Genomic DNA, 18,684 nt, shown 5'->3' on the forward strand with positions numbered 1-18,684 from the left:
GCGGGAGGCCGCGCCGGCGCCGAGGTGGGATGGGCTACCTGTGGTGAGGAGCCTTCACCTGCATCGTGACGTTGATCGCGCCCGGCGCGTACGGCGCGTCGGTGTCGAGTGACAGCCTGGCCCCGTAGCGGCCCGGCGCGCTGACCCGGGCGCCGGCCTTGATGGAGAGGGTGGTGGAGCGGCCCGGCGCCAGCTCGATCTCGGTGCGTTCCGCCTTCAGCCAGGACACGTCGTCCCCGCCGCACGAGTCGTAGCCGGGAAGCACCTCGGCGGCGGTCGTGACGGTGAAGCCCGGCATTCCGCCGATCTTGTACAGGCCGCACGCGCTGCCGGAGGCGTGTGTGGCGTGGTTCACCTTGGGCAGCACGTGCCAGGCGCCGCTGACCGGGTCGTACTCCACCGCCTGGTCGATGGAGGCGGAGCTGTTCATGCCGGCGGCGATCTGGAGCTTGCCGTTGGCCCCGCTGTAGGCCATGCCGTGGTTGCCGTAGGGCAGGTCGGCGAGGCGGGTCCAGGTGTTCCGGCGCGGGCTGTAGGCGAAGGTCGCGATGAGCTCGCGGTTCTCGACGCCGGACGCGCTCGGGTCGCGTCCGCCCGCGCAGATGATCCGGTCGCTGACGCCCGCGCAGGCCAGGTGGTACGCGTGCGCCGGGTAGCCGGCGATGGCGGTCCAGGTGTCGCGTTTGACGTCGTAGCGGTACGCGGTCGCCGACGCCTCCCTGGCGCAGTCGCGCACGCAGCCGCCCACGACGTAGAGCTGCTTGCCGAGCGCGGCGACGCTCGCCCTCATGATCGTGGTCGGCAGGTCGGCGAGCCGGGTCCAGGCGTCCTGGTCCGGGTGGTAGGCGTACACCGTGGACACCGCCGTGTCGTCGGCGCCCTGGCCGGTCGTGCCGCCGACGACGTACATGGTGCCGTCGAGGAAGATCCCTGTGGCGTTCGAGAGGGGCTGCGGCAGGTCGGCGATGGGGCTCCAGGCTCCGGCGGCCGGGTCGTAGACATAGCCGGAGGAGAGCTTGGCGCCGGGGGTGATGCCGCCGACCGAGTAGATCTTGCCCTCGTAGCCGCCCGCCACGTTGTAGGCGACCGGAAGGGGATAGTCGGCGATGTCGGTCCAGGCGGTGGCCTGCGGGACGGCGCCGGACCCGGCCGGGACGGTGTGCTCGCCGACGGTGACCTTCAGTGGTGCGCCGCCGGTGTTGGTGAGCCTGACCCTGCGGGTGCCGGTCGGGCGTCCGAGGGTGGCGTCGATCGAGACGTCCGTGGTGCTGACGGAGAGCTTGCCTGCCCGCAGGGACCAGTCGCGGCCGGTCACCTTCTCGGCCGCGGCGGTCACCGTGCCGGTCGAGGACGTGTAGCGGTTGGCCGACGCGGTCAGCTTGTGCTTGCCCGCCGGACCGGCGAAGAGCCAGTACCGGCCGTCGGCCGCGCTGGGCACGGAGTCGCCGACGGTCGCGCCGGGCACCGGCTCGCCGGTGTTGGCGTCGGTGACGACGCCGCTGACCAGGCCGCCCGCCAGCGGGGCGCAACTGCCGATGGTCAGGTCGTCCAGCTCCCACACGGAGACGCCGGCGCCGGCGTAGTGGAAGCGCACGCGGACGTCGGGCTTGCCCGCCGCCTGCGGGATCGCGATCCTGGCCGCGCCGACGCCGTCCTTGACGGGATGGCCGACGATCGTCCAGGTGGCGCCGCCGTCCAGGCTCAGCTCGACGTCGCCCACCGTCTTGCCGTCCGCGCCGGCGAAGTAGACCGCGGTGAAGCGGATCTCGGGCGCGCGCTGCCCGGAGAAGTCCATCGCCGGTGAGGTGAGGTAGGTGTCCTGGGCGACGCCGTCGTGCAGGAAGGGGGCCGCGGCGCCGTAGTCGCCGCTGCCGCCGCTGAGGTTCGCCGGCTTGTCGAGGAACTCCCAGCCTGGCGTCGTCCCGGCCACGGTCCAGCCGTCCTGGGCCGCGGTGCCGGTCCAGCCCTCGAAGTCGACGCGGCCCGGGTAGGCGTAGCCGGGGGCGAGGCAGGAGCCCCGGTCGATCGTGAGGGCGGTGTCCACGGTGGTGTCCTCGCCGCCGACGCTGACCTTGTGGACCTTGGTGGTGTAGCCGGGGTAGGCGGCGGAGACGCGGAAGGTGTAGTCGGCGTCCCTGGGCAGCTCGACCGTGTAGCGGCCGGTGCGCGGGTCGGTGGTGACCTCGCCGTGCGGGTAGCCGTCGATGCTGATCGAGGCCGCCAGCGGCCAGGCGTGGTCGGCGTCGCCGGTGATCGTGCCCGACACGGTGCTGCTGGGCACCGTCTGGAGCGCGACGTCGGCGGTCACCTTCTGATCGACCGGCACGACCACGCCGGTCCTGGTCGCCTTGGCGTAGCCGAAGCGCGACACGGTCAGGTCGTAGGCGCCGGCCGGCACCAGCAGCGTGTATTCGCCCTGGTCGCCGGCGTCGGCGTAGTACGTCTTGCCGTTGCCCTGGTTGCGGGCCGTGACGGTGCCGTCAGTGACCGGGGCGCCGGTGCCCTGGTCGGTGAGACGGCCGGTCACCGTTCCCGCCGGGCCGAACGTCAGCGCCGCGACGCCGTTCGGGGTGCCGAGGCCGGTGGGCCCGTCCCAGCCCGGACGCGCCTCGCACAGCACGTTGCCGCAGACGCCGTTGCCGCCCTCGGTGATGTCGAACAGGTCGGCCGACCCCGCGGAGGCGTAGGGGTAGGTCACCGGGTCGGTGCCCGCCGCCGGGGTGCCGGCCAGCGCGTACATGGCGGCGACCAGCGGCGCGGACAGGCTCGTGCCGCCGTACTGCAGCCAGCCGTTGCGGCCGTCCACGGTGATGGAGTGGTAGACCGACAGGCCGCTGGCCGGGTCGGCGTCGGCCGAGATGTCGGCCGTCGCCCGCCCGCTCGGGCAGTTGGTGTCGATGCCCTCCTGGTAGAGCGGGCGCGGCTCGAACCGCGAGCAGCCCGACCCGCCGCCCGTCCACGGGCTCTCGGTCCAGCCGCGGGCGGTGGACGCGTCGCGGGTCAGCTTCGTCCCGCCGACCGCGACGACGCTCGGGTTGCTGGCGGGCCAGCTGATGAGGTTGCCGGTGTCGCCGGTGGACGCGGTCACCACCACCCCGGGGTGCTGGTATCGCTTGTCGAACGCCTGCTGGCCGTCGGCCTCGCCGGGGATGCCGTAGGAGTTGGAGACGTACTTGGCGCCCAGGGCGACCGCGGTCTCCACCGCCGTGCTGAGGTTCTCGGCGGACGCGGTGTCGGCCTCCACCAGCAGCAGCTTGCAGCGCGGGCAGACCGCGGAGACGGCGTCCAGGTCGAGCATGGTCTCCGCCGCCCAGCCCGGGTCGTCGGGCGGGTAGTCGGTGCCGCCCCTCTGGTCGACCTTGCGGAAGCAGCCGTTGGCCGTGGTGCATTCGGACAGGCCGTACTGCTTGCGGAAGACGGCCAGGTCGCTCTCGGCGGCGGCGTAGCCGTAGGCGTCGACGATGGCGACGGTCTGTCCCTCGCCTCCGTCGGGCAGCTTGTACGCCGAGCGGATGTCCTCAGGGGTGAGCGCGGTGGGGCGGGGAGCGGCGGCCCTGGGGGCGATCCGCGCGTCCGCGGGGGTGTAGGCCTCGAGTAAGCAGCGGGCGTGGCCTTCGGGGAGGTCCGAGCGGTTGCAACTGACCGGGGTGTAGTCGGGCGCCGGGATGCCGGGTGCCGGTTCGGCGGTCTGCGAAGGGGTGGGTCGGGGCGTGGCGTGGGCCGGTGACGCGGCGAACACGCCGATGCCTAGGCTGACGGCGGCTGCCAGGGACATGAGTCTGCGCAGACGCATGCGTTCTCCGATCAGAGGGGTTCGTAGCCGGGCCGGGACTCCGAGCCGGTGTCGCCGTCGCCTTGCGCCGGCGTGTCCACCGGCTCATCGGACGGTGGGGCCGACGGTTGCCGGGCTGGTGCGGAGCCCTCTTCGTCGGCGGGCTGGTCGTCTGGCGGCTGCGGAGTCGTGGGCACGCTGCGAGTATCGAAGCCGCGCCCGTCCGCTAGCTATTGGGCGGATGACCTAAAGATCCCCCAGCCCGGCCTGAACGGCGGCGACCGCCAGCGCCGTCCGCGACGACACCCCCAGCTTCCGCATCGCCGAGTTGAGCTGCGCGGCGACGGTCTTCGGCGACCGGGACAGCGCCTCGGCGATCGCCTTGTTGCCCATCCCGGTGATCACCAGCCGGACCACCTCGCGTTCCCTGGGCGACAGCTCGCTGCCGTACCCGCGCCGCCCGCCCCGCCACCCACGCCGTACCCCGTGGTCGTGCAGCACCTCCGCGACCCGCTCGGCGTCACCGGGGGCGCCAAGCCGGGACAGCCCGGCCCGCACCTCGGCCAGCAGCTCCAGCCCGGCGTCGCGCCGCCCGGCCGCCACGAGGCAGGACGCCTGCCGTTCGCGGGTGAGCAGCGCCGCGTAGGGTCTGGGCAGCGCGTCCCACCGCGCGGCGGCCGAGGCGTAGACGCCGGCGGCGGCAGCGGGCCCGTCGTGCGCCTCGGCGAGCCGGGCGCGGCAGTCGGCCAGCGCCGCGTGCGCACCGGCCGCCGGGCAGTCGCGCAGGCCGTGCTCGTACCGGGCGACGACGTCGCGGGCCTCCGCGTGCCGTCCGGCGGCGAGCAGGGCGGCCACCCGCATCGGCATCAGCTCGGTGGCCCACAACCACGTGCCCTTGGCGGCGACCAGCCGCAGCGGCGCGTCGGTCAGGCGCAGGGCGCCGTCGGCGTCCTGCTCGGCCAGGCACAGGCGGGCCAGGGCGGCGGCCGGTTCCGGCGGCACCTGCGCCAGGCCGCGCCTGCCTGAGTCCTCCAGCACCCACCGCAGCCGGGCCCGCGCGCTCTCGCGGTCGCCCCGCGCGGCGTCGAGCAGCCCGGCGACCATGAGCGCGTCCAGCCGGATCTCCGGCTCGCCGTCGAGCTCGGCGAGCCGGAGAACGCGTTCGGCCAGCCCGTCCCACCGGCCGGTGAACCAGTCCAGGTGGGCGCAGGTCACGGCGATCATGTCGTGCAGCCGCACGTAGCCGCGGTGCTCGGCGAGCTCGACGCCGTGGGTCAGGTGCTCGCGCGCCTCGTCGTACCGGCCCCAGCGCATGGCCGAATTGCCCACGTTCAGCGCCGCCCGGGCGATCGGGGCGGCCTCGGCCGGGGTGTCGGCGGCGACGGGGAGCCGCGCGGCGACGGCCCAGCCCTCGGGGTCACCGAGCGCCAGCAGGGCGGTCGCCCAGTTGACCTGGAGGCCGAGCACCTCCGGCCGCGGCAGGGACGCCCGCGCCACCACGCCGGCAGCCCTGTCGAGCCAGCGGCGGTGCTCCCCGGCCGGCCAGTCCGTGCTGTACGGCATGCCCAGCCCCGTCATCGCGTGGGCCTGCCGCAGCGGGTCGTGCTCCAGGTCGGGGACGGCGCGCTCCAGCTCGGCCACGGCGGCCTCGTGCTCGCCCCTGCGGATGAGCGCGGCACCGAGCTGGGTGCGCAGCTCCGCGCGCCGGCGCGTGGACAGCGTGGTCCTGTCGAGCACCGAGCGCAGCACCTCCACCAGGCCGCTGCGGTCCAGGTAGCCGGTGGAGGCGAGGGTCGGCATCTTCTCGGCGATGCGGGTCAGCGCGTCGGCGGGCAGGTCCGCTTCGAGCAGGTCGAGCAGGTGGGCGGTGGCGGCGGCGTCGTCGCCCACGTCGAGCGCGAGGTCCGCGGCCTGCTCGGCGTACCCGATCCAGCGTCCGGTGTCGCCGGTCTGCCGGAAGTGGCGGGCCAGCCGCGAGGCCGACGGCCGGGCCGCCGCTTCGAGCGCCCGCCCGGCCCGCCCGTGCAGCAGCCGGCGGATCGGGCCAGGCACCGCGTCGTAGGTGGCGCGGGCGGCCAGGACGTGCCCGAACGCGAGCCGCCCGCGCTCGTCCTCCTTCAGCAGGCCGCCGGCGATGGCCTCGACGATCCCGGCGCGGGCCTGCCGCTCGGGCAGGTCGGCGACCGTGCGCAGCACCGGCTCGTCAGCGGGCTCGGCGAGCACCGCGGCGGCGTGCAGGATCGTCCTGGCCGGTTCCGCGAGGCGGCCGACGCGTTCCAGCACCGCGTCGCGGATGGTCGGCGGCACCGCGATCTCGTCGAGGCTGCGCCGCACCCACTCCCCGTCCACGCGGACGAGGTCGGCGCGGTCGCGCAGCAGCCGCACGGACTCCTCGACGGCGAGCGGCAGCCCGTCGGTCTGGGTGTGCAGGAACCGGGCGAACGCGTCCGACACGTGCTCGGCGTCGAGCATCGACGACACGAGCGCGGCGGTGTCGGCCACGCCGAGCGGGCCCAGGGACAGGCGCAGGTGGCCGTCGCCGCCGCGGACCCGGGAGGACAGGCGGCGCAGCAGCGACCCGGCGGGCACGTCCTCGGGCCGGTAGGTCACCAGCACGCCGAGGCCCGGTGGCCGCCGGGCGGTGAGCAGCAGCAACAGTTCGAGGGTGGCCTCGTCGGCCCAGTGCGCGTCCTCGACGACGAGCAGCCCGACGCCGAGCCGGTCGAGCAGCTCGGCCAGGGCGCGCAGCAGCCGGTGCTGGGTGGCGGTGGCGTCCGGCAGCGGCTCGACCGGTGCGGGCAGCTCGCCCGCCCAGTCGGGGAACAGGGGCCGCAGCGCTCCGGCGAGCCCGCTCAGCCCCAGCCCGGCGGGCGTCACGCCGGTCTGCCGGACGGCGTCCACGACGGGGCCGAGCGTGGCGGCGTCCTGGAAGGGCGGGCACACCGCGACGAGCAGCCGCTCCCGCCCGTTGATCACTTCCTGCACCAGCCGGGTCTTGCCGATGCCCGCCTCCCCCTCGACGAGCACCAGCGCGAACGGGTCCGCCAGCGCGCGGCGCAGCCGCTCCAGCTCCGCGTCGCGCCCCACGACGCGCGGCACACGGACGAGGGGAACGGCCTCCTCTCGTGCGCCAGTCACCGACAAGCCTCACCCTCCGCGGTGCGCGGAGTGAGGGCCCCGCACCGCCTACCAGCAACGTTCCGGCAGGAAGATCTTCCCATTGCAACGTTGCAGCGCGGTAGGCCCCCCGGTTCGGACCACGTTGTCTCAGACCACCCCGGCCAGGCAGGCCAGCGCGACGGCCACCGCGATGGTGACCACCATCAGCGCTCTCACAGGCAGTACGCGTCCTCGTCGTAGGCCCGGCGTGCGCGGTTCCGGCGGGACGGCCATGTCAGACGGCCTTCGCGTTGACGGTGACCGGGATGTTGCCGCGGGTCGCCTTGGAGTAGGGGCAGAGCTGGTGGGCCGCCGCGCCGAGCTCCTCGGCCGTCCGCTGGTCGACGCCGCCGAGCTCCAGGTTGAGCACCGCGCTGAGGCCGAACTCGCCGTCGTCGCCGTGGCTCAGGGTCGCCTCGACGGTGATGGCGGTGCTGGTCAGCCTGACCTTGCGCTGCGCCGCCGCCCGCCTGACCGCGCCGAGGAAGCAGGCGCCCCAGCCGGCGGCGAAGAGCTGCTCGGGGTTGGTGGCGCCGCCGGCGCCGCCGAGCTCCTTCGGGATGGCGAGCATCGTGTCGAGCAGGCCGTCGTCGGCCTGGACCCGGCCGCCGTTGCGGCCCTCGCCCGTGACGGTGACGACCCCGGTGTAGCTGACAGCCATGGCTTTCTCCCTTTCTGAGCGGTACGCCGGGAGCGCCGTTTTGGGCGTCACCGGCTCAAGTGGTGACGATTCTGGCAGTCCAGCTCGTCACCAGTCAAGCCGGTGACGCTATGGCGTCGCTCCCGCGCCGCGCAGCAGCGTGTCCACCACCACGTCGGCGGCCTGGGCGGCGCTCAGCTCGGGCAGGCCGTCGGCGGCGTGCTCCATCAGCGGCGGCAGGACCGTGGCCACCCAGCCGGGCGGCAGGTCGGAGCGCAACAGGCCCTCGTCGGTGGCGCGCGCCAGAAAGGCGTCCACCTCATCGATCAGGCGGCGGCGGCGCTCGCGCAGCGTCTCCTCGCGCAGCATGCGACTGGTCTCCACCGGCCACTTACGGTTGACGCCGACGATCCCCTCGACGTAGCGGTGCAGCGCGACCGCGACCGGCGCCTCGCGCAGCCGCGCCGCCTCGACGGCCTCCTCGACCGCGTCGTAGCGCGCCTTGTAGACGGCGGCCAGCAACTCCTCACGGGAGGCGAAGCGGCGGTAGACCGTGCGGCGGTCCACGCCCGCCGCCGCGGCTATGGCGGCGATCGTCACCGTGGGGTCGTCCGCCAGCATGCGGGCGCCGGTGCTGAGGACACGTTCGAGGTTGCGTGCGGCGTCTGCTCTCACGCACCCAAGGTACCGCCCGCGCATGGGCATGTTACGCCATTACCCGCTACATAGGTCTGGCACGTCACAGATATAGTGTCACTCTTATGAGCACTTCACTTTTATAAGTGCTACATTGATGAGGCAGCTAAGAACTAGGAGATCGTCATGGCAAGGACCTGGCTCATCACCGGAGCGTCACGCGGCCTCGGGCGCCGCCTCGCCGAAGCCGTCCTCGAAGCGGGCGACCGCGTCGTCGCCACCGCCCGCAGCCCCAAGCAGCTCGACGACCTGGTCGCCCGCCACGGCGACCAGGTGCGGGCGGTCGCGCTCGACGTCACCGACGCCGCGGCGGCCACCCGCGCCGTCCAGGAGGCCGTGGACGCCTTCGGCCGCCTCGACGTGGTGGTCAACAACGCCGGCTACGGCAACAGCGCCCCCATCGAGGAGATGGCCGAGGACGACTTCCGCGCCCAGATCGAGACCAACCTCTTCGGCGTCGTGAACGTCACCCGGGCCGCCCTGCCCGTCCTGCGCACCCAGCGGTCGGGCGTCTTCGTGCAGTTCTCCTCCATCGGCGGGCGCGTCGGCGGCACCCCGGGCATGGGCGCCTACCAGACGGCCAAGTTCGCCGTCGAAGGCTTCTCCGAGGTGCTCGCCAACGAGGTCGCGCCCTTCGGCGTCAAGGTGATCATCGTGGAGCCTGGCGCGTTCCGTACCGACTGGCAGGGCTCGTCCATGGAGATGCACGCCGTCGGCCCCGACTACGAGCAGAGCGTGGGCGCCATCCACCGCTACCGCCGCGAGACCGACGGCGCCCAGCCCGGCGACCCCGCCCGCGCCGCCAAGGTCATCATCGACGTCGTCCGCGACGACGACCCGCCCCGGCGGCTCCTGCTCGGCAGCGACGCCGTCGCCAGCGCCCAGAAGGCGGGCGCGATCCGCGCCGCCGAGACCGAGAAGTGGGCCGAGGTCAGCCGCTCCGCCGACTTTCCCGCCGACGAGCGCTGACCCTTTTCGAGCGGAGCCTTCCCAGAGCCGAGGCGCGGGACACGCCCGTGGCGGGCCGGGCCGCCCATCATGCGGCGTCGATGGCCTCGGTGATCTTGCGGGCCATCTCGGTCAGGGTCGGGCCGGGCTCGCCCTTCTGGGCCCGCATGGCCGCCTCGACCGCGATCAGCACGGTGCTGCGGTAGTTGTCCGCCTCCTCCGGCGCCTGCCGCTTGAGCAGGCTCATCGACTCCGTGAGCGCGGGCAGCACGTGGTCGGCCAGGTCGGCGACGGACTTGCCGTCCAGCGTGATGTCCTTGGACTTCGCGGCCAGCACGTGCCCGATCGGGCCGGTGGCGGAGGCCAGGGCGATCGAGCCCTCGGTCGCGATCTTGTGCGGCGAGCCGGCGGCACCGGCGGCGGACAGCAGCGTGACGGCGCCGTAGGCGGCGGTGCGGAGGGTGGCCTTGTCCTGGTCGGTCAGGTTGAGGGACATATCGGATGCTCCTGTGGTGGTGTACGGTTCCGGTGCCGCGAGCGCCGCACCGTCATGTCCATAAAGATGTCCGACTCGCCTGATACCGGACTGTCGTGGTGCTGACACGGCCGCTGACACGACTGACGGGGCGCGCCGTGATCCGGATCGCAGGCTCCTGAGCACTCAGGGAGATGCCCGCCGCCGCCCGTCACGATCGACTGTTGGCATGACAGGCAGAATCGCGTTGGCGGCGGTGCTCGTCCTCGCCGTGCTCGGCCTCACGCCCCCGGCAGCGGCGGCGGCGCGGTCGGCGTGCACCTGGCGGATGCAGCCACTCCCTGCCCCGGCCGGCACCACCCAGCACCTGGTGGAGGCCACCGACCACAGCGGCGGCTACGCCGGCAGGGCCTACTTCCCGGCCACCGGCTGGCGGATCCTGTACTGGAAGGACGGCCGCGTCATCGACTACGGCGCCTCCGGCCAGGGCGCCGACCGCGTCGTGGGCCAGAACCGCGCGGGCACCATCGCCGGGACGTCCCTCAAGGGCCTCTACGGAGAGCACGTGGTCTCCTTCCGCATCCGGAGCGGGCAGCGGGAGATGCTGCCCGCGCTGCCCGGCGCGGAGACGACCAGCAGGGCCGCCGGGATCGCCGACAACGGCGACGTCTACGGCAACGCCCTGCTGTGGCGGGGCACCGGCTTCGTGCCCGTGGTGGTGCGCTGGCCGCACGACCGGCCCGGCGTCGTCGAGCAGGTGCAGGGCGTGCCCGACGGCATGGCGCTGATCGACGTGGACGGCGACGGCACCCTGCTGGTGGGCGCAAGGACGACCTACCCTTGGCCGTACCTGTGGCGCGACGGCCAGGTCACCCGCCTGCCCGAGGCGCCGGACACCCAGCACGGCTACGCCCTGGTGATCGCCGGCGGGCTCGTCGGCGGGTCGCTGCGGCTGGGCTCCGACCCCAACCGGCCCGCCTACTGGGACCGTGACGGCGTGCCGCACGTGCTGCCCCAGGGCGCGCAGGTGACGCAGCTCAACCGGAACGGGCTGCTCGTCACCTCGCTGACCGGCACGCCGTTCCAGGTGTGGCGGTACGGGACGTCGCTGGGTCAGCTCGACGGCGCCGAGTCCGTCACCACGGTCGGGGACGACGACTCCGTGGGTGGTTCCACGCGTGGTCAGAACAGTTTGCCGGCGGCGGCTGTCTGGCGGTGCGGATCATAGTTAGGGGGTACTTGGGGCAGACGGGACGAAAGTGTCCCACAATGGGGTGATGGCACACCCTCAGCAGCCCCGTCCCCAAGGGCCCTGGGGGCCTCAAGGGAGCCAAGGGTACGGGCCGCCGTCAGGCCAGGGCACCCCCGGCTACGGCCCCCCACAGGCCCCCGGCCCATCTGGACCTGGCCAGCCCGGCCAGCCGGGCTACGGCCCGCCACCTGGCCACGGCCAGCCACCTGGGCATGCTCAGCCACCTGGGCATGGCCAGCCCGCCGGGCATGGTCAGCCACCCGGGCATGGTCAGCCTGGCCAGCCCGGATACGGCCCGCCTCCCGCGTACGGTCAGCCCGGACAACCGGGTTACGGCCAGCCGCCTACGCACGGGCAGCCGGGGCAGCCGGGCCAGCCGGGCCAGCCGGGCCAGCCGGGCCAGCCGGGCCAGCCGGGGTATGGGCAGCCGAGCTACGGGCAGCCGCCCTACGGCCGTCCGCCGGGCAACCGCAACAACCCCGTGCTCATCGGCATGATCGTCGCCCTGACCGCGCTCCTCCTGCTGGGCGGCGGCGCGTTCGGCGCGTACGCCTACATCAACTCCTCCACCGAGGCACCCCCCACCCCCATCGCCCAGCCGACCACCGCACCACCCACGTCCACCCCGCCGTCGTCCTCCCCCGAGCCGTCCCCCACCCCCACGACCAGCTCCCCCGAGCCGTCAGAAACGTCCAGCGGCAGCGCGGATTCCCCGCTCACCCACACGGAGTTCGGCAACTGGAACTACTCGCTGAAGGGCGAGAAGTACGCGGCCCGCAAGGTCGGCGGCTGGACGTACGACTCGTGCGACCCGCTCGACGCCGAGGGCGTGATGGCCGACAACGACTGCGAGAGCGCCGTCCAGCTCGCCTACACCGCCTACGGCGGCAACCTGAAGGCGGTGCAGGTCATCCTGCGGTTCCCGCAGGCGGCGGACGCCAAGAAGACCGCGACCCAGCTCAAGAACGGCGCCGACGAGAAGGTGGCCTGGCGCAGGAGCAGCGCCCACAGCAGCTTCGCCTACGGCGCGGTCTACTCCGGCGCGTACCTGAACTACGTGGTCGTCACGGTCGTCACGACGAACGCGTCGGCGAAGTCCAAGGCCAGGAAGTTCCACACCGCGATGCAGACCGACCGGGGCATCCACTTCTTCATGAAGCGCCGCGACGAAGAGGTCGTCACGAGTTAGGTCTGCGATGTCAGTGCTGGGAGCTATCGTCCTTGGCCGTGACCGAATCGAAGTATTTCCACCGGCCCAGGGTCGCCTGCGACACCGTTCCGATGCGTCCTGGCCCCGAGCGGCTGGTCCGCACCCTGGTCGAGGAGCTTTCCCCGCACGACGACCGGGAGGCGGCGGACCGCCGGTGGGCGCTGGAGTGGGTGGACTCGGGCGCGCCGCTGTTCCGCGTGGCCAAGCCCGCGACGCCGCCTCACCACCTCGTCGTGTACGCCGTCCTGGTGGACGAGCGGCGCGACGCGGTGCTGCTCGTCGATCACAGGAAGGCGCGGGCGTGGCTGCCGCCGGGCGGGCACGTCGATCCGGGCGAGGATCCGCGCCGGACGGTGCTGCGCGAGGCCGAGGAGGAGCTGGGCCTCGCCGCCCGCTTCCATCCGGCACTCGGCCGCGAGCCGTTCTTCCTCACCGTGACGCGGACGCGCGGGGCGGACTCGCACACCGACGTGACGCTCTGGTTCGTGCTGGAGGGGGATCAGCGGGCGGCGGTCACGCCTGATCTGCGTGAGTTCGCCGAGGTGCGCTGGTTCGGGCTCGGGGACGGTTCCCGCTGGGAGGCGGAGCGGTTCGATCCGGAGATGTCGCGGTTCGTGGCGAAGCTGTCCGCCGCCCGCCTGCGTCTTCAGGAGGGGACGCCGTGACAGGGCTCCACGACCCCGCGTGCGCACAGCGGGGTCACGGGCGCAGGTCCACGGACAGGTGCGCGGACAGCGCGCGCAGGAAGTCGGTCGCGTCGAAGATCTCACCGGCGGAGACCACCCCCACCGCCTTGGTCCGCCCGGTGAGGATGCGCTCGACCGCCTCCACCACCAGCGGCGCGGTGACGGCGTAGATGTCCTGCCCCGTCGCCACGGCCCGCCGCTCGTCCCCGCCGGAGCGCACGACGACGTCCACCAGGAAGGTCTGCGCCGACCGCCCCGACTCGTCGGCCGGCGCGGGCGTCGGGCTGTCGGGGGCGACGACGTCCTTGGCGGCCTCGACCGTCATGTACGTGCACACCTCGGGGATGGGCAGGTGGCTGGGCACGGTGACGACGTCCGCCATGGTGAACTCGCCGATGACGGCGCGCGTGCCCATCGGCTCGGGGAACGCCCACTCCAGGGTGGGGGCCTTGTCGTCGCGGTACTCCAGCCGCCCGCCCGAGAAGCGGACGCGGCGGCCGTCGCGCCGTTCCCGGGAGATCACGCCGGAGGCGCGCGTCCCTGCGGTGGGGTGCCAGTTGCTCAGGCCGTAGGCGATGTGCGCCTCGTCGGCCGACGTCCAGTCGCCCATCGCGGCGGTGACCAGCAGGTCGCCGAGGCCGCCGTAGAAGGCCATGGCGGGCACGACCACCGCTCCGGCGTCGCGGGCGCGGTCGGCGAAGTGCGCGAACGTGTCGGCGTTGGCCTCGATCTCGGCCGCCACGTCCACGTACGGGATGCCGGCGCGCAGGGCCGCCTCGATCACGGGGGCGCCGGTCACGGCGAAGGGCCCGGCGGCGTTGATCACGGCCGCCGTGCCGGCGAGCGCGCGGTCGAGCGCGGCCGGGTCGTCCACTGACGCCGGGCGCGCCTCCAGCCCCGTCTCGTACGCCTGCGCCTTCAGCTTGTCGGCGTCACGTCCGGACAGCACCGGGACGAACCCGCGCTCCCGCAGCTCCGCCACCACGAACCGGCCGGTGTGCCCGTACGCGCCGAAAACCGCCACCTTCTGCCCCGCTGCCATGGGTTTCTCCCTCAATCGGCTGTTCTGATGTGAACATCCTGGCAAGATCCCTCCCACGCGCACGAGCGTCCGGAACGCCATTACCCATACAATTCCGGACATGCACACAGTCGCGCTGGCCGTCACCGATGGCATGCTGCACTTCGAGCTGTCCCTGGCGTACGAGGTCTTCGGGAGCGACCTTTCCCACCTGGCCGACCCCTGGTACGACTTCGTGGTCTGCGGGCAGGGCCCCGTGCGGGCGGGCAGGTTCCGGTTGGAGCCCGACCACGGCCTCGACCATCTCTCCCGCGCCGACACCGTGATCGTCCCCGGCTGGGCCGACGTCGATGTGGACCCGCCCGCCAAGCTGGTCGAGGCGGTGCGCGCGGCCCACGAGGCGGGCGCGCGCGTGGCGTCCCTGTGCACGGGCGCGTTCATCCTGGCCGCCGCCGGTCTGCTGGACGGCAGGCGGGCCACCACGCACTGGGCGCACACCGAGGTCCTGGCCGCGCGCCACCCCCAGGTGGAGGTGGATCCGGACGTCCTGTACGTGGACAACGGCAGCGTGCTCACCTCGGCGGGCAAGGCCGCCGCCATGGACCTGTGCCTGCACCTGGTCCGCCTGGACCACGGCTCGTCGGTCACCAACGCGGTCGCCCGCCGCCTCGTCGTGCCGCCGCACCGGGACGGCGGCCAGTCCCAGTTCGTCACCACCCCGGTGCCCGCCCCGGACAACCATCCGCTGGCCGAGCTGTTCCCGTGGGTGATGGAGCGGCTGGACCATCCGCTGAGCGTGGAGGACCTGGCCCGCCAGGCGCGGATGAGCGCGCGCAACCTGGGCCGCCACTTCAGGTCGGTGACCGGCACGACGCCGCTGCAGTGGCTGCTGATCCAGCGGATCCGCCACGCCCAGCAACTGCTGGAGACCACTGACGACAGCGTGGACACGATCGCGGCGGCCACCGGCATGGGCACCGCCACGACCCTGCGCCGCAACTTCAACCGCACGGTCGGCGTGCCTCCGGACACCTACCGCCGCACGTTCCGCTCCCGCGCCCACCCCCTGCGCGTGCACTGACGTCGTGCCTAGGGGAGCAGCAGTCCCCAGTACAGCGCCCAGGGCAGGAACACGACGCCGCCCGCGACCAGCACCCCCAGCCGCACCCGCTCACCGCGTTCCGTCACCCGACGCCACCGCGCCGCCGTGAGCACGGTGGCGACGACGGTCACGACCGCGACCGCCTGGAGGGCGAGCCAGAGCAGCGGCCTGTCCCCCACGAGGGGCCCGGGCGAGGCCAGCTTCCCTCCGGTCATGACCACGTAGAACAGGTAGGCGAACCCGCCCACCGGCGCCACCAGCCCGCCCGCGCTCACCAGCCGCGCCGCCTTGGTCGGCGCGACGGCCGGGCCGCGCCTGATCCGCCGGACCAGGGCGACCACGGGGTACCCGCCGAACGCCACCAGGAACAGCACCAGCGCCAGGAGCTGCACGCCGGCCGACTCCCACCAGGCGGTGGGCGGCACCCCGACGGTGTCACTGGCCTGCTGCGGGTCGGGGCCGGACACCTGCGCCACGGGCGCGCGGCCGGAGGTGGCGTCGCGTACCCACGTCCCGACCAGCTCGGCGTAGCCGGGCGCCAGCTCGGGCAGCCGGGTGACGCCGCCGTCGGGCGTCAGGTGGGCGGCGTGATCGGCGCCGGGGAAGAACCGGAACGTGTAGCGGCGGTTCCCGCTCCTCTCCAGCGCCTCGGCGAACAGCGGCGGCGACTCCCTGGGCGGGGTGAGCAGGTCGTGCACCCCCCAGATGCCGAGCACGGGCTGCCGCAACCGCTCGATGACCGGCTCGGGGTCGTGGTACGGCTCGGGGAACAGGCCGCCGTCCGCGATCACCCGGTACAGGTTCGGCTCGGCCCGGTCCACCAGCGACCCGCCCGCGCCCGCCTTGCGCAGCCCCGCCGCCACCGCCCAGGTCTGCTGACGCAGCGGGTTGAGCGCGTTGGCGCCGACGAGGATGACGAAGGCGAGGTCCGGGGAACGGGTGGCGGCGATCGGCGCCACCCAGCCGCCCTCACTGAGCCCCCAGATGCCGACCTTGGCCGGATCGACGCCGGGCTGGCGTCGCAGCGTCTCGACGGCGGCCAGGGCGTCCGTGGCGAGCTGCGCGTACGACCGTTCGAACGTCGAGTAGCCGACCGAGCGCTTGTCGTAGACGAGCACGGACAGGCCCTGCCGGGCGAAGGCGACGGCCTCGGCCAGCAGCTTCTCCCGGGGTGTGCCGGTGCCCGCGCCGTGCACCAGCACGACCCCTGGCCGCCCGGCGGGCGCGTCCGGCAGGCTGATCACGCTGCCGCGCAGCTCCAGACCTCCGTCGCCGCGAAAGCTCACCTCAGTGGACGTTAAGTCACCCGGCAGTCCCGGCGGCGCTGCGGCGTAAGCGGGTGTCGCGAAGGCGGCCTGGGCGGGTGTCGCGACGGCGAACAACACGGCCAGAGCCGCCATAAGGATCTTCCTCATGTTGCCGAGACTAGTCTGCAGAGAAGTCTCGGCAAAGGAATGTCTGCAGATATCGTTCTGGAGGACTAGCCTGCTCCTCATGAAGGATGACGAGCCGTACGTACTCGACGACCCCGACCGGCTCAAGGCCCTGGCGCACCCGATGCGCCGCCGCATGCTGACCCACCTCAACGTGCACGGCCCCGCCACCTCCACCACGCTCGGCGAGCTGCTCGGCGCCAAGACCGGCACCACCAGCTACCACCTGCGCCAGTTGGAGAAGTACGGCTTCATCGAGGAGATCCCCGAGCGCTCCACCGGCCGCGAACGCTGGTGGCGCCGCGCCCGGATCCCCAGGGACCTGCGCCTGCCCACCCCCGACCAGGTCGCGCCGGAGGACAGGCCGGTGCTGGAGGAGTTCCACCGGATCGGCTACGAGGAGGACCGCGCCCTGTTCGAGCGCTTCCCCGCCGCCTACCGGGCCGACCCCGGCTGGGCGCGGGGCTCGCGCGGGCTGGCCCGCATGACGAAGCAGGACCTGGACGCGTTCTACGAGGAGTACATCGCCCTGCTGCTGCGTTACAGCCGCCCGGCCGACGGGGCGCCGCCGGATGCGCGCCCCGTCCACGTCCGTTTCTTCACCCTGCCCGCCGACGAGAGCTGAAGGTCAGCTCCTGACCACGGCGCAGTTGTCCCTGTTGAGCGTGAACCTGCTCGGCGCGGACGCGTCGCCCGTGTGGCTGGCGAGGTAGCCCATGGTGACGCTCTGGCCGGGGGCGATGGAGCCGTTGTGGGCGGCGTTGACCGCGGTGACCATGTCGCCGCTCTGCGTCAGGTCGGTGTTCCAGTCGGAGATGACGCTCTGCCCCCTGCCGAGGGGGAAGCGCAGCGTCCAGGCGCTGAGCGGCGCGGTGCCGGTGTTGGTGATGGTGAGATCGACGGTCAGGCCGGTCCCCCAGGTCCGGGTGGTGTAGGCGATCCGGCAGGTCGGCTTCGCCCGTTCGAAGGAGACCTTGTGCAGGCCGCCGGGCAGGTCGTTGACGACGTACAGCTCGCCTTCCGGCGTCGCGCCGAACGCGGTGACCTGCGTCGGCATCTCGCCGAGCTCCGCCGCGGCGTAGGTGCCCGTGCCGTTGTCCCGCAGCGCCCACACGGTCATGTAGCAGTAGTCGGCGGCGATGTAAGTGCCGCCGACCAGGTCGGCGAACTGCTTGCCGCGGTAGACCTGGCCGCCGATGACGGCGCAGCCGCCGGTGTGCGGCGAGTAGGTGAAGACGGGCTTGGTGTACGTGGCGCCGGAGCGGCACTGGGCCTGGTCGAACACCTCAAGCCCTTCGTAGCAGGACCAGCCGAGGTTCGCGCCGGCCTGCCGCCCGGTCTTGACGTGGTTGACCTCCTCCCACCGGCCCTGCCCGACGTCACCGATCCACATCGAGCCGTCCGCCGGATCGACGGAAAAGCGCCAGGGGTTACGGCCGCCGTACATCCATACCTCAGCCCTCGCCCCCGCAACACCCACGAACGGGTTGTCGGCGGGCACGCAGTAGGCCAGCGCGCCACAGCTCCTGCTCACGTCCACCCGCAGGATCTTGCCCAGCAGGGTGTCCAGGCGCTGCCCGGTGTCGAAGGGGTCGCCTGCGCCGCCGCCGTCGCCGATGCTCATGTACAGGTTGCCGTCGGTGCCGAAGGCGATCTGGCCGCCGTTGTGGTTGGTGTTCTCGGCGTGCTCCTGGGAGAGCAGCGGTTCGAGCCGCGCCTCGTCCAGCCGGTACCTGGCCAGGGTGACGGCGCCGTCGGGCAGGGCGGTGTAGGCCAGGTAGAGGTCCTGGCTGGTGGCGAAGTCGGGGGCCAGGGCGATGCCGAGCAGCCCGCGCTCGTTGCCGGACTCGTCCACGGACGCGGTGACGTCGATGATCGGGGTCTGCGCGAGGCCGGTGTCGGGGTGGTAGACGCGTACGGTGCCGCGCTTCTCGGTGATGAACAGCCGGTGCGTGCCGTCGTCCGGGGCGGCGATGGCGGTGGGGCGGCGTAAGCCGAACGCGACCTGGGTGGTGGTGGCGTTGATCTCCTCCAGCGGCACGGCGGCGGCGGCCGACGCGGGCGGCGGGGTGGTGACGGGGGCTAGCAGTGGCAGGGACAAGGCGAGCAGCACGGGCGCTGCCCAGCGTTTTCCTGGCATGTCAGGGCTCCAGCGGCGAGGCTTCGTCGAGATCGGACGGTATCCGCTCGCCCGCCGTCACAACCAGGTTCACGATCAAGGCCGTCGCCGCCGGCGGTCCCGCCGGGTCGTTCCCGCCCTCTGACCGGGGACGATGCGGGAGCGGCCCGG

General features: G+C 73.2%; 16 protein-coding genes. 6 read left to right on the top strand and 10 right to left on the bottom strand.

Annotated elements, in window-relative coordinates; genetic code table 11:
- Positions 1–34 precede the first annotated feature (34 nt).
- The 5 genes from ABD331_RS53380 to ABD331_RS53400 all read right to left on the bottom strand — a co-directional run bounded on the left by ABD331_RS53380 (position 35) and on the right by ABD331_RS53400 (position 8,246).
- Positions 35–3,793 (bottom strand): carboxypeptidase regulatory-like domain-containing protein, encoded by a 3,759-nt coding sequence (locus ABD331_RS53380; protein ID WP_344493982.1) that lies wholly within the window; start codon positions 3,791–3,793, stop codon positions 35–37.
- An 11-nt stretch (positions 3,794–3,804) separates the two neighbouring features.
- The gene (locus ABD331_RS53385; RefSeq protein WP_344493984.1) at positions 3,805–3,969 is read right to left on the bottom strand and encodes a hypothetical protein; all 165 of its coding nucleotides are present in this window, start codon (positions 3,967–3,969) and stop codon (positions 3,805–3,807) included.
- Positions 3,970–4,018: 49 nt separating this feature from the next.
- A complete protein-coding gene (locus ABD331_RS53390; protein WP_344493986.1) occupies positions 4,019–6,910 on the bottom strand; it encodes an ATP-binding protein in 2,892 nt (963 codons plus the stop codon).
- Positions 6,911–7,166: 256 nt separating this feature from the next.
- The gene (locus ABD331_RS53395; protein WP_344493988.1) at positions 7,167–7,592 is read right to left on the bottom strand and encodes an organic hydroperoxide resistance protein; all 426 of its coding nucleotides are present in this window, start codon (positions 7,590–7,592) and stop codon (positions 7,167–7,169) included.
- 108 nt (positions 7,593–7,700) lie between these two features.
- Positions 7,701–8,246 carry a TetR/AcrR family transcriptional regulator gene (locus ABD331_RS53400; protein ID WP_344493990.1) on the bottom strand — a complete coding sequence of 182 codons (546 nt, stop codon included), beginning with the start codon at positions 8,244–8,246 and terminating at the stop codon, positions 7,701–7,703.
- 147 nt (positions 8,247–8,393) lie between these two features.
- On the opposite strand from ABD331_RS53400, the gene ABD331_RS53405 reads away from it, so the two are divergent.
- Positions 8,394–9,236: an oxidoreductase gene (locus ABD331_RS53405; protein ID WP_344493992.1), complete on the top strand. Its 843-nt coding sequence runs from the start codon at positions 8,394–8,396 to the stop codon at positions 9,234–9,236.
- Positions 9,237–9,303: 67 nt separating this feature from the next.
- Here the strand turns inward: ABD331_RS53405 and ABD331_RS53410 are convergent, their stop codons facing one another.
- The gene (locus ABD331_RS53410) at positions 9,304–9,711 is read right to left on the bottom strand and encodes a hypothetical protein (RefSeq protein ID WP_344493994.1); all 408 of its coding nucleotides are present in this window, start codon (positions 9,709–9,711) and stop codon (positions 9,304–9,306) included.
- Between the two features lie 208 nt (positions 9,712–9,919).
- Here ABD331_RS53410 and ABD331_RS53415 point away from each other — a divergent pair, with 208 nt between their 5' ends.
- A complete protein-coding gene (locus ABD331_RS53415; protein ID WP_344493996.1) occupies positions 9,920–10,918 on the top strand; it encodes a hypothetical protein in 999 nt (332 codons plus the stop codon).
- 121 nt (positions 10,919–11,039) lie between these two features.
- Here the strand turns inward: ABD331_RS53415 and ABD331_RS53420 are convergent, their stop codons facing one another.
- A complete protein-coding gene (locus ABD331_RS53420; RefSeq protein ID WP_344493998.1) occupies positions 11,040–11,294 on the bottom strand; it encodes a hypothetical protein in 255 nt (84 codons plus the stop codon).
- Between the two features lie 141 nt (positions 11,295–11,435).
- On the opposite strand from ABD331_RS53420, the gene ABD331_RS53425 reads away from it, so the two are divergent.
- Together ABD331_RS53425 and ABD331_RS53430 are read left to right on the top strand one after the other, a co-directional pair.
- Complete coding sequence (locus ABD331_RS53425; protein ID WP_344494000.1) at positions 11,436–12,131, top strand: hypothetical protein; 696 nt, start codon at positions 11,436–11,438, stop codon at positions 12,129–12,131.
- Positions 12,132–12,169: 38 nt separating this feature from the next.
- A complete protein-coding gene (locus tag ABD331_RS53430) occupies positions 12,170–12,817 on the top strand; it encodes an NUDIX hydrolase (protein WP_344494002.1) in 648 nt (215 codons plus the stop codon).
- Positions 12,818–12,851: 34 nt separating this feature from the next.
- Here ABD331_RS53430 and ABD331_RS53435 read toward each other — a convergent pair whose 3' ends face one another.
- Positions 12,852–13,880: a saccharopine dehydrogenase family protein gene (locus ABD331_RS53435; protein ID WP_344494004.1), complete on the bottom strand. Its 1,029-nt coding sequence runs from the start codon at positions 13,878–13,880 to the stop codon at positions 12,852–12,854.
- 100 nt (positions 13,881–13,980) lie between these two features.
- Here ABD331_RS53435 and ABD331_RS53440 point away from each other — a divergent pair, with 100 nt between their 5' ends.
- Complete coding sequence (locus ABD331_RS53440) at positions 13,981–14,940, top strand: helix-turn-helix domain-containing protein (protein ID WP_344494006.1); 960 nt, start codon at positions 13,981–13,983, stop codon at positions 14,938–14,940.
- Between the two features lie 8 nt (positions 14,941–14,948).
- Here ABD331_RS53440 and ABD331_RS53445 read toward each other — a convergent pair whose 3' ends face one another.
- A complete protein-coding gene (locus ABD331_RS53445; RefSeq protein WP_344494008.1) occupies positions 14,949–16,376 on the bottom strand; it encodes an alpha/beta hydrolase family protein in 1,428 nt (475 codons plus the stop codon).
- A 79-nt stretch (positions 16,377–16,455) separates the two neighbouring features.
- On the opposite strand from ABD331_RS53445, the gene ABD331_RS53450 reads away from it, so the two are divergent.
- Positions 16,456–17,019, top strand: coding sequence for an ArsR/SmtB family transcription factor (locus ABD331_RS53450; RefSeq protein WP_344494010.1), 564 nt, complete (start codon positions 16,456–16,458; stop codon positions 17,017–17,019).
- Between the two features lie 3 nt (positions 17,020–17,022).
- Here the strand turns inward: ABD331_RS53450 and ABD331_RS53455 are convergent, their stop codons facing one another.
- The gene (locus ABD331_RS53455) at positions 17,023–18,534 is read right to left on the bottom strand and encodes a PQQ-dependent sugar dehydrogenase (protein ID WP_344494012.1); all 1,512 of its coding nucleotides are present in this window, start codon (positions 18,532–18,534) and stop codon (positions 17,023–17,025) included.
- Between the last annotated feature and the right edge of the window lie 150 nt (positions 18,535–18,684).

The organism is Nonomuraea monospora, assembly GCF_039531895.1.
Classification (GTDB): Bacteria; Actinomycetota; Actinomycetes; order Streptosporangiales; family Streptosporangiaceae; genus Nonomuraea; species Nonomuraea monospora.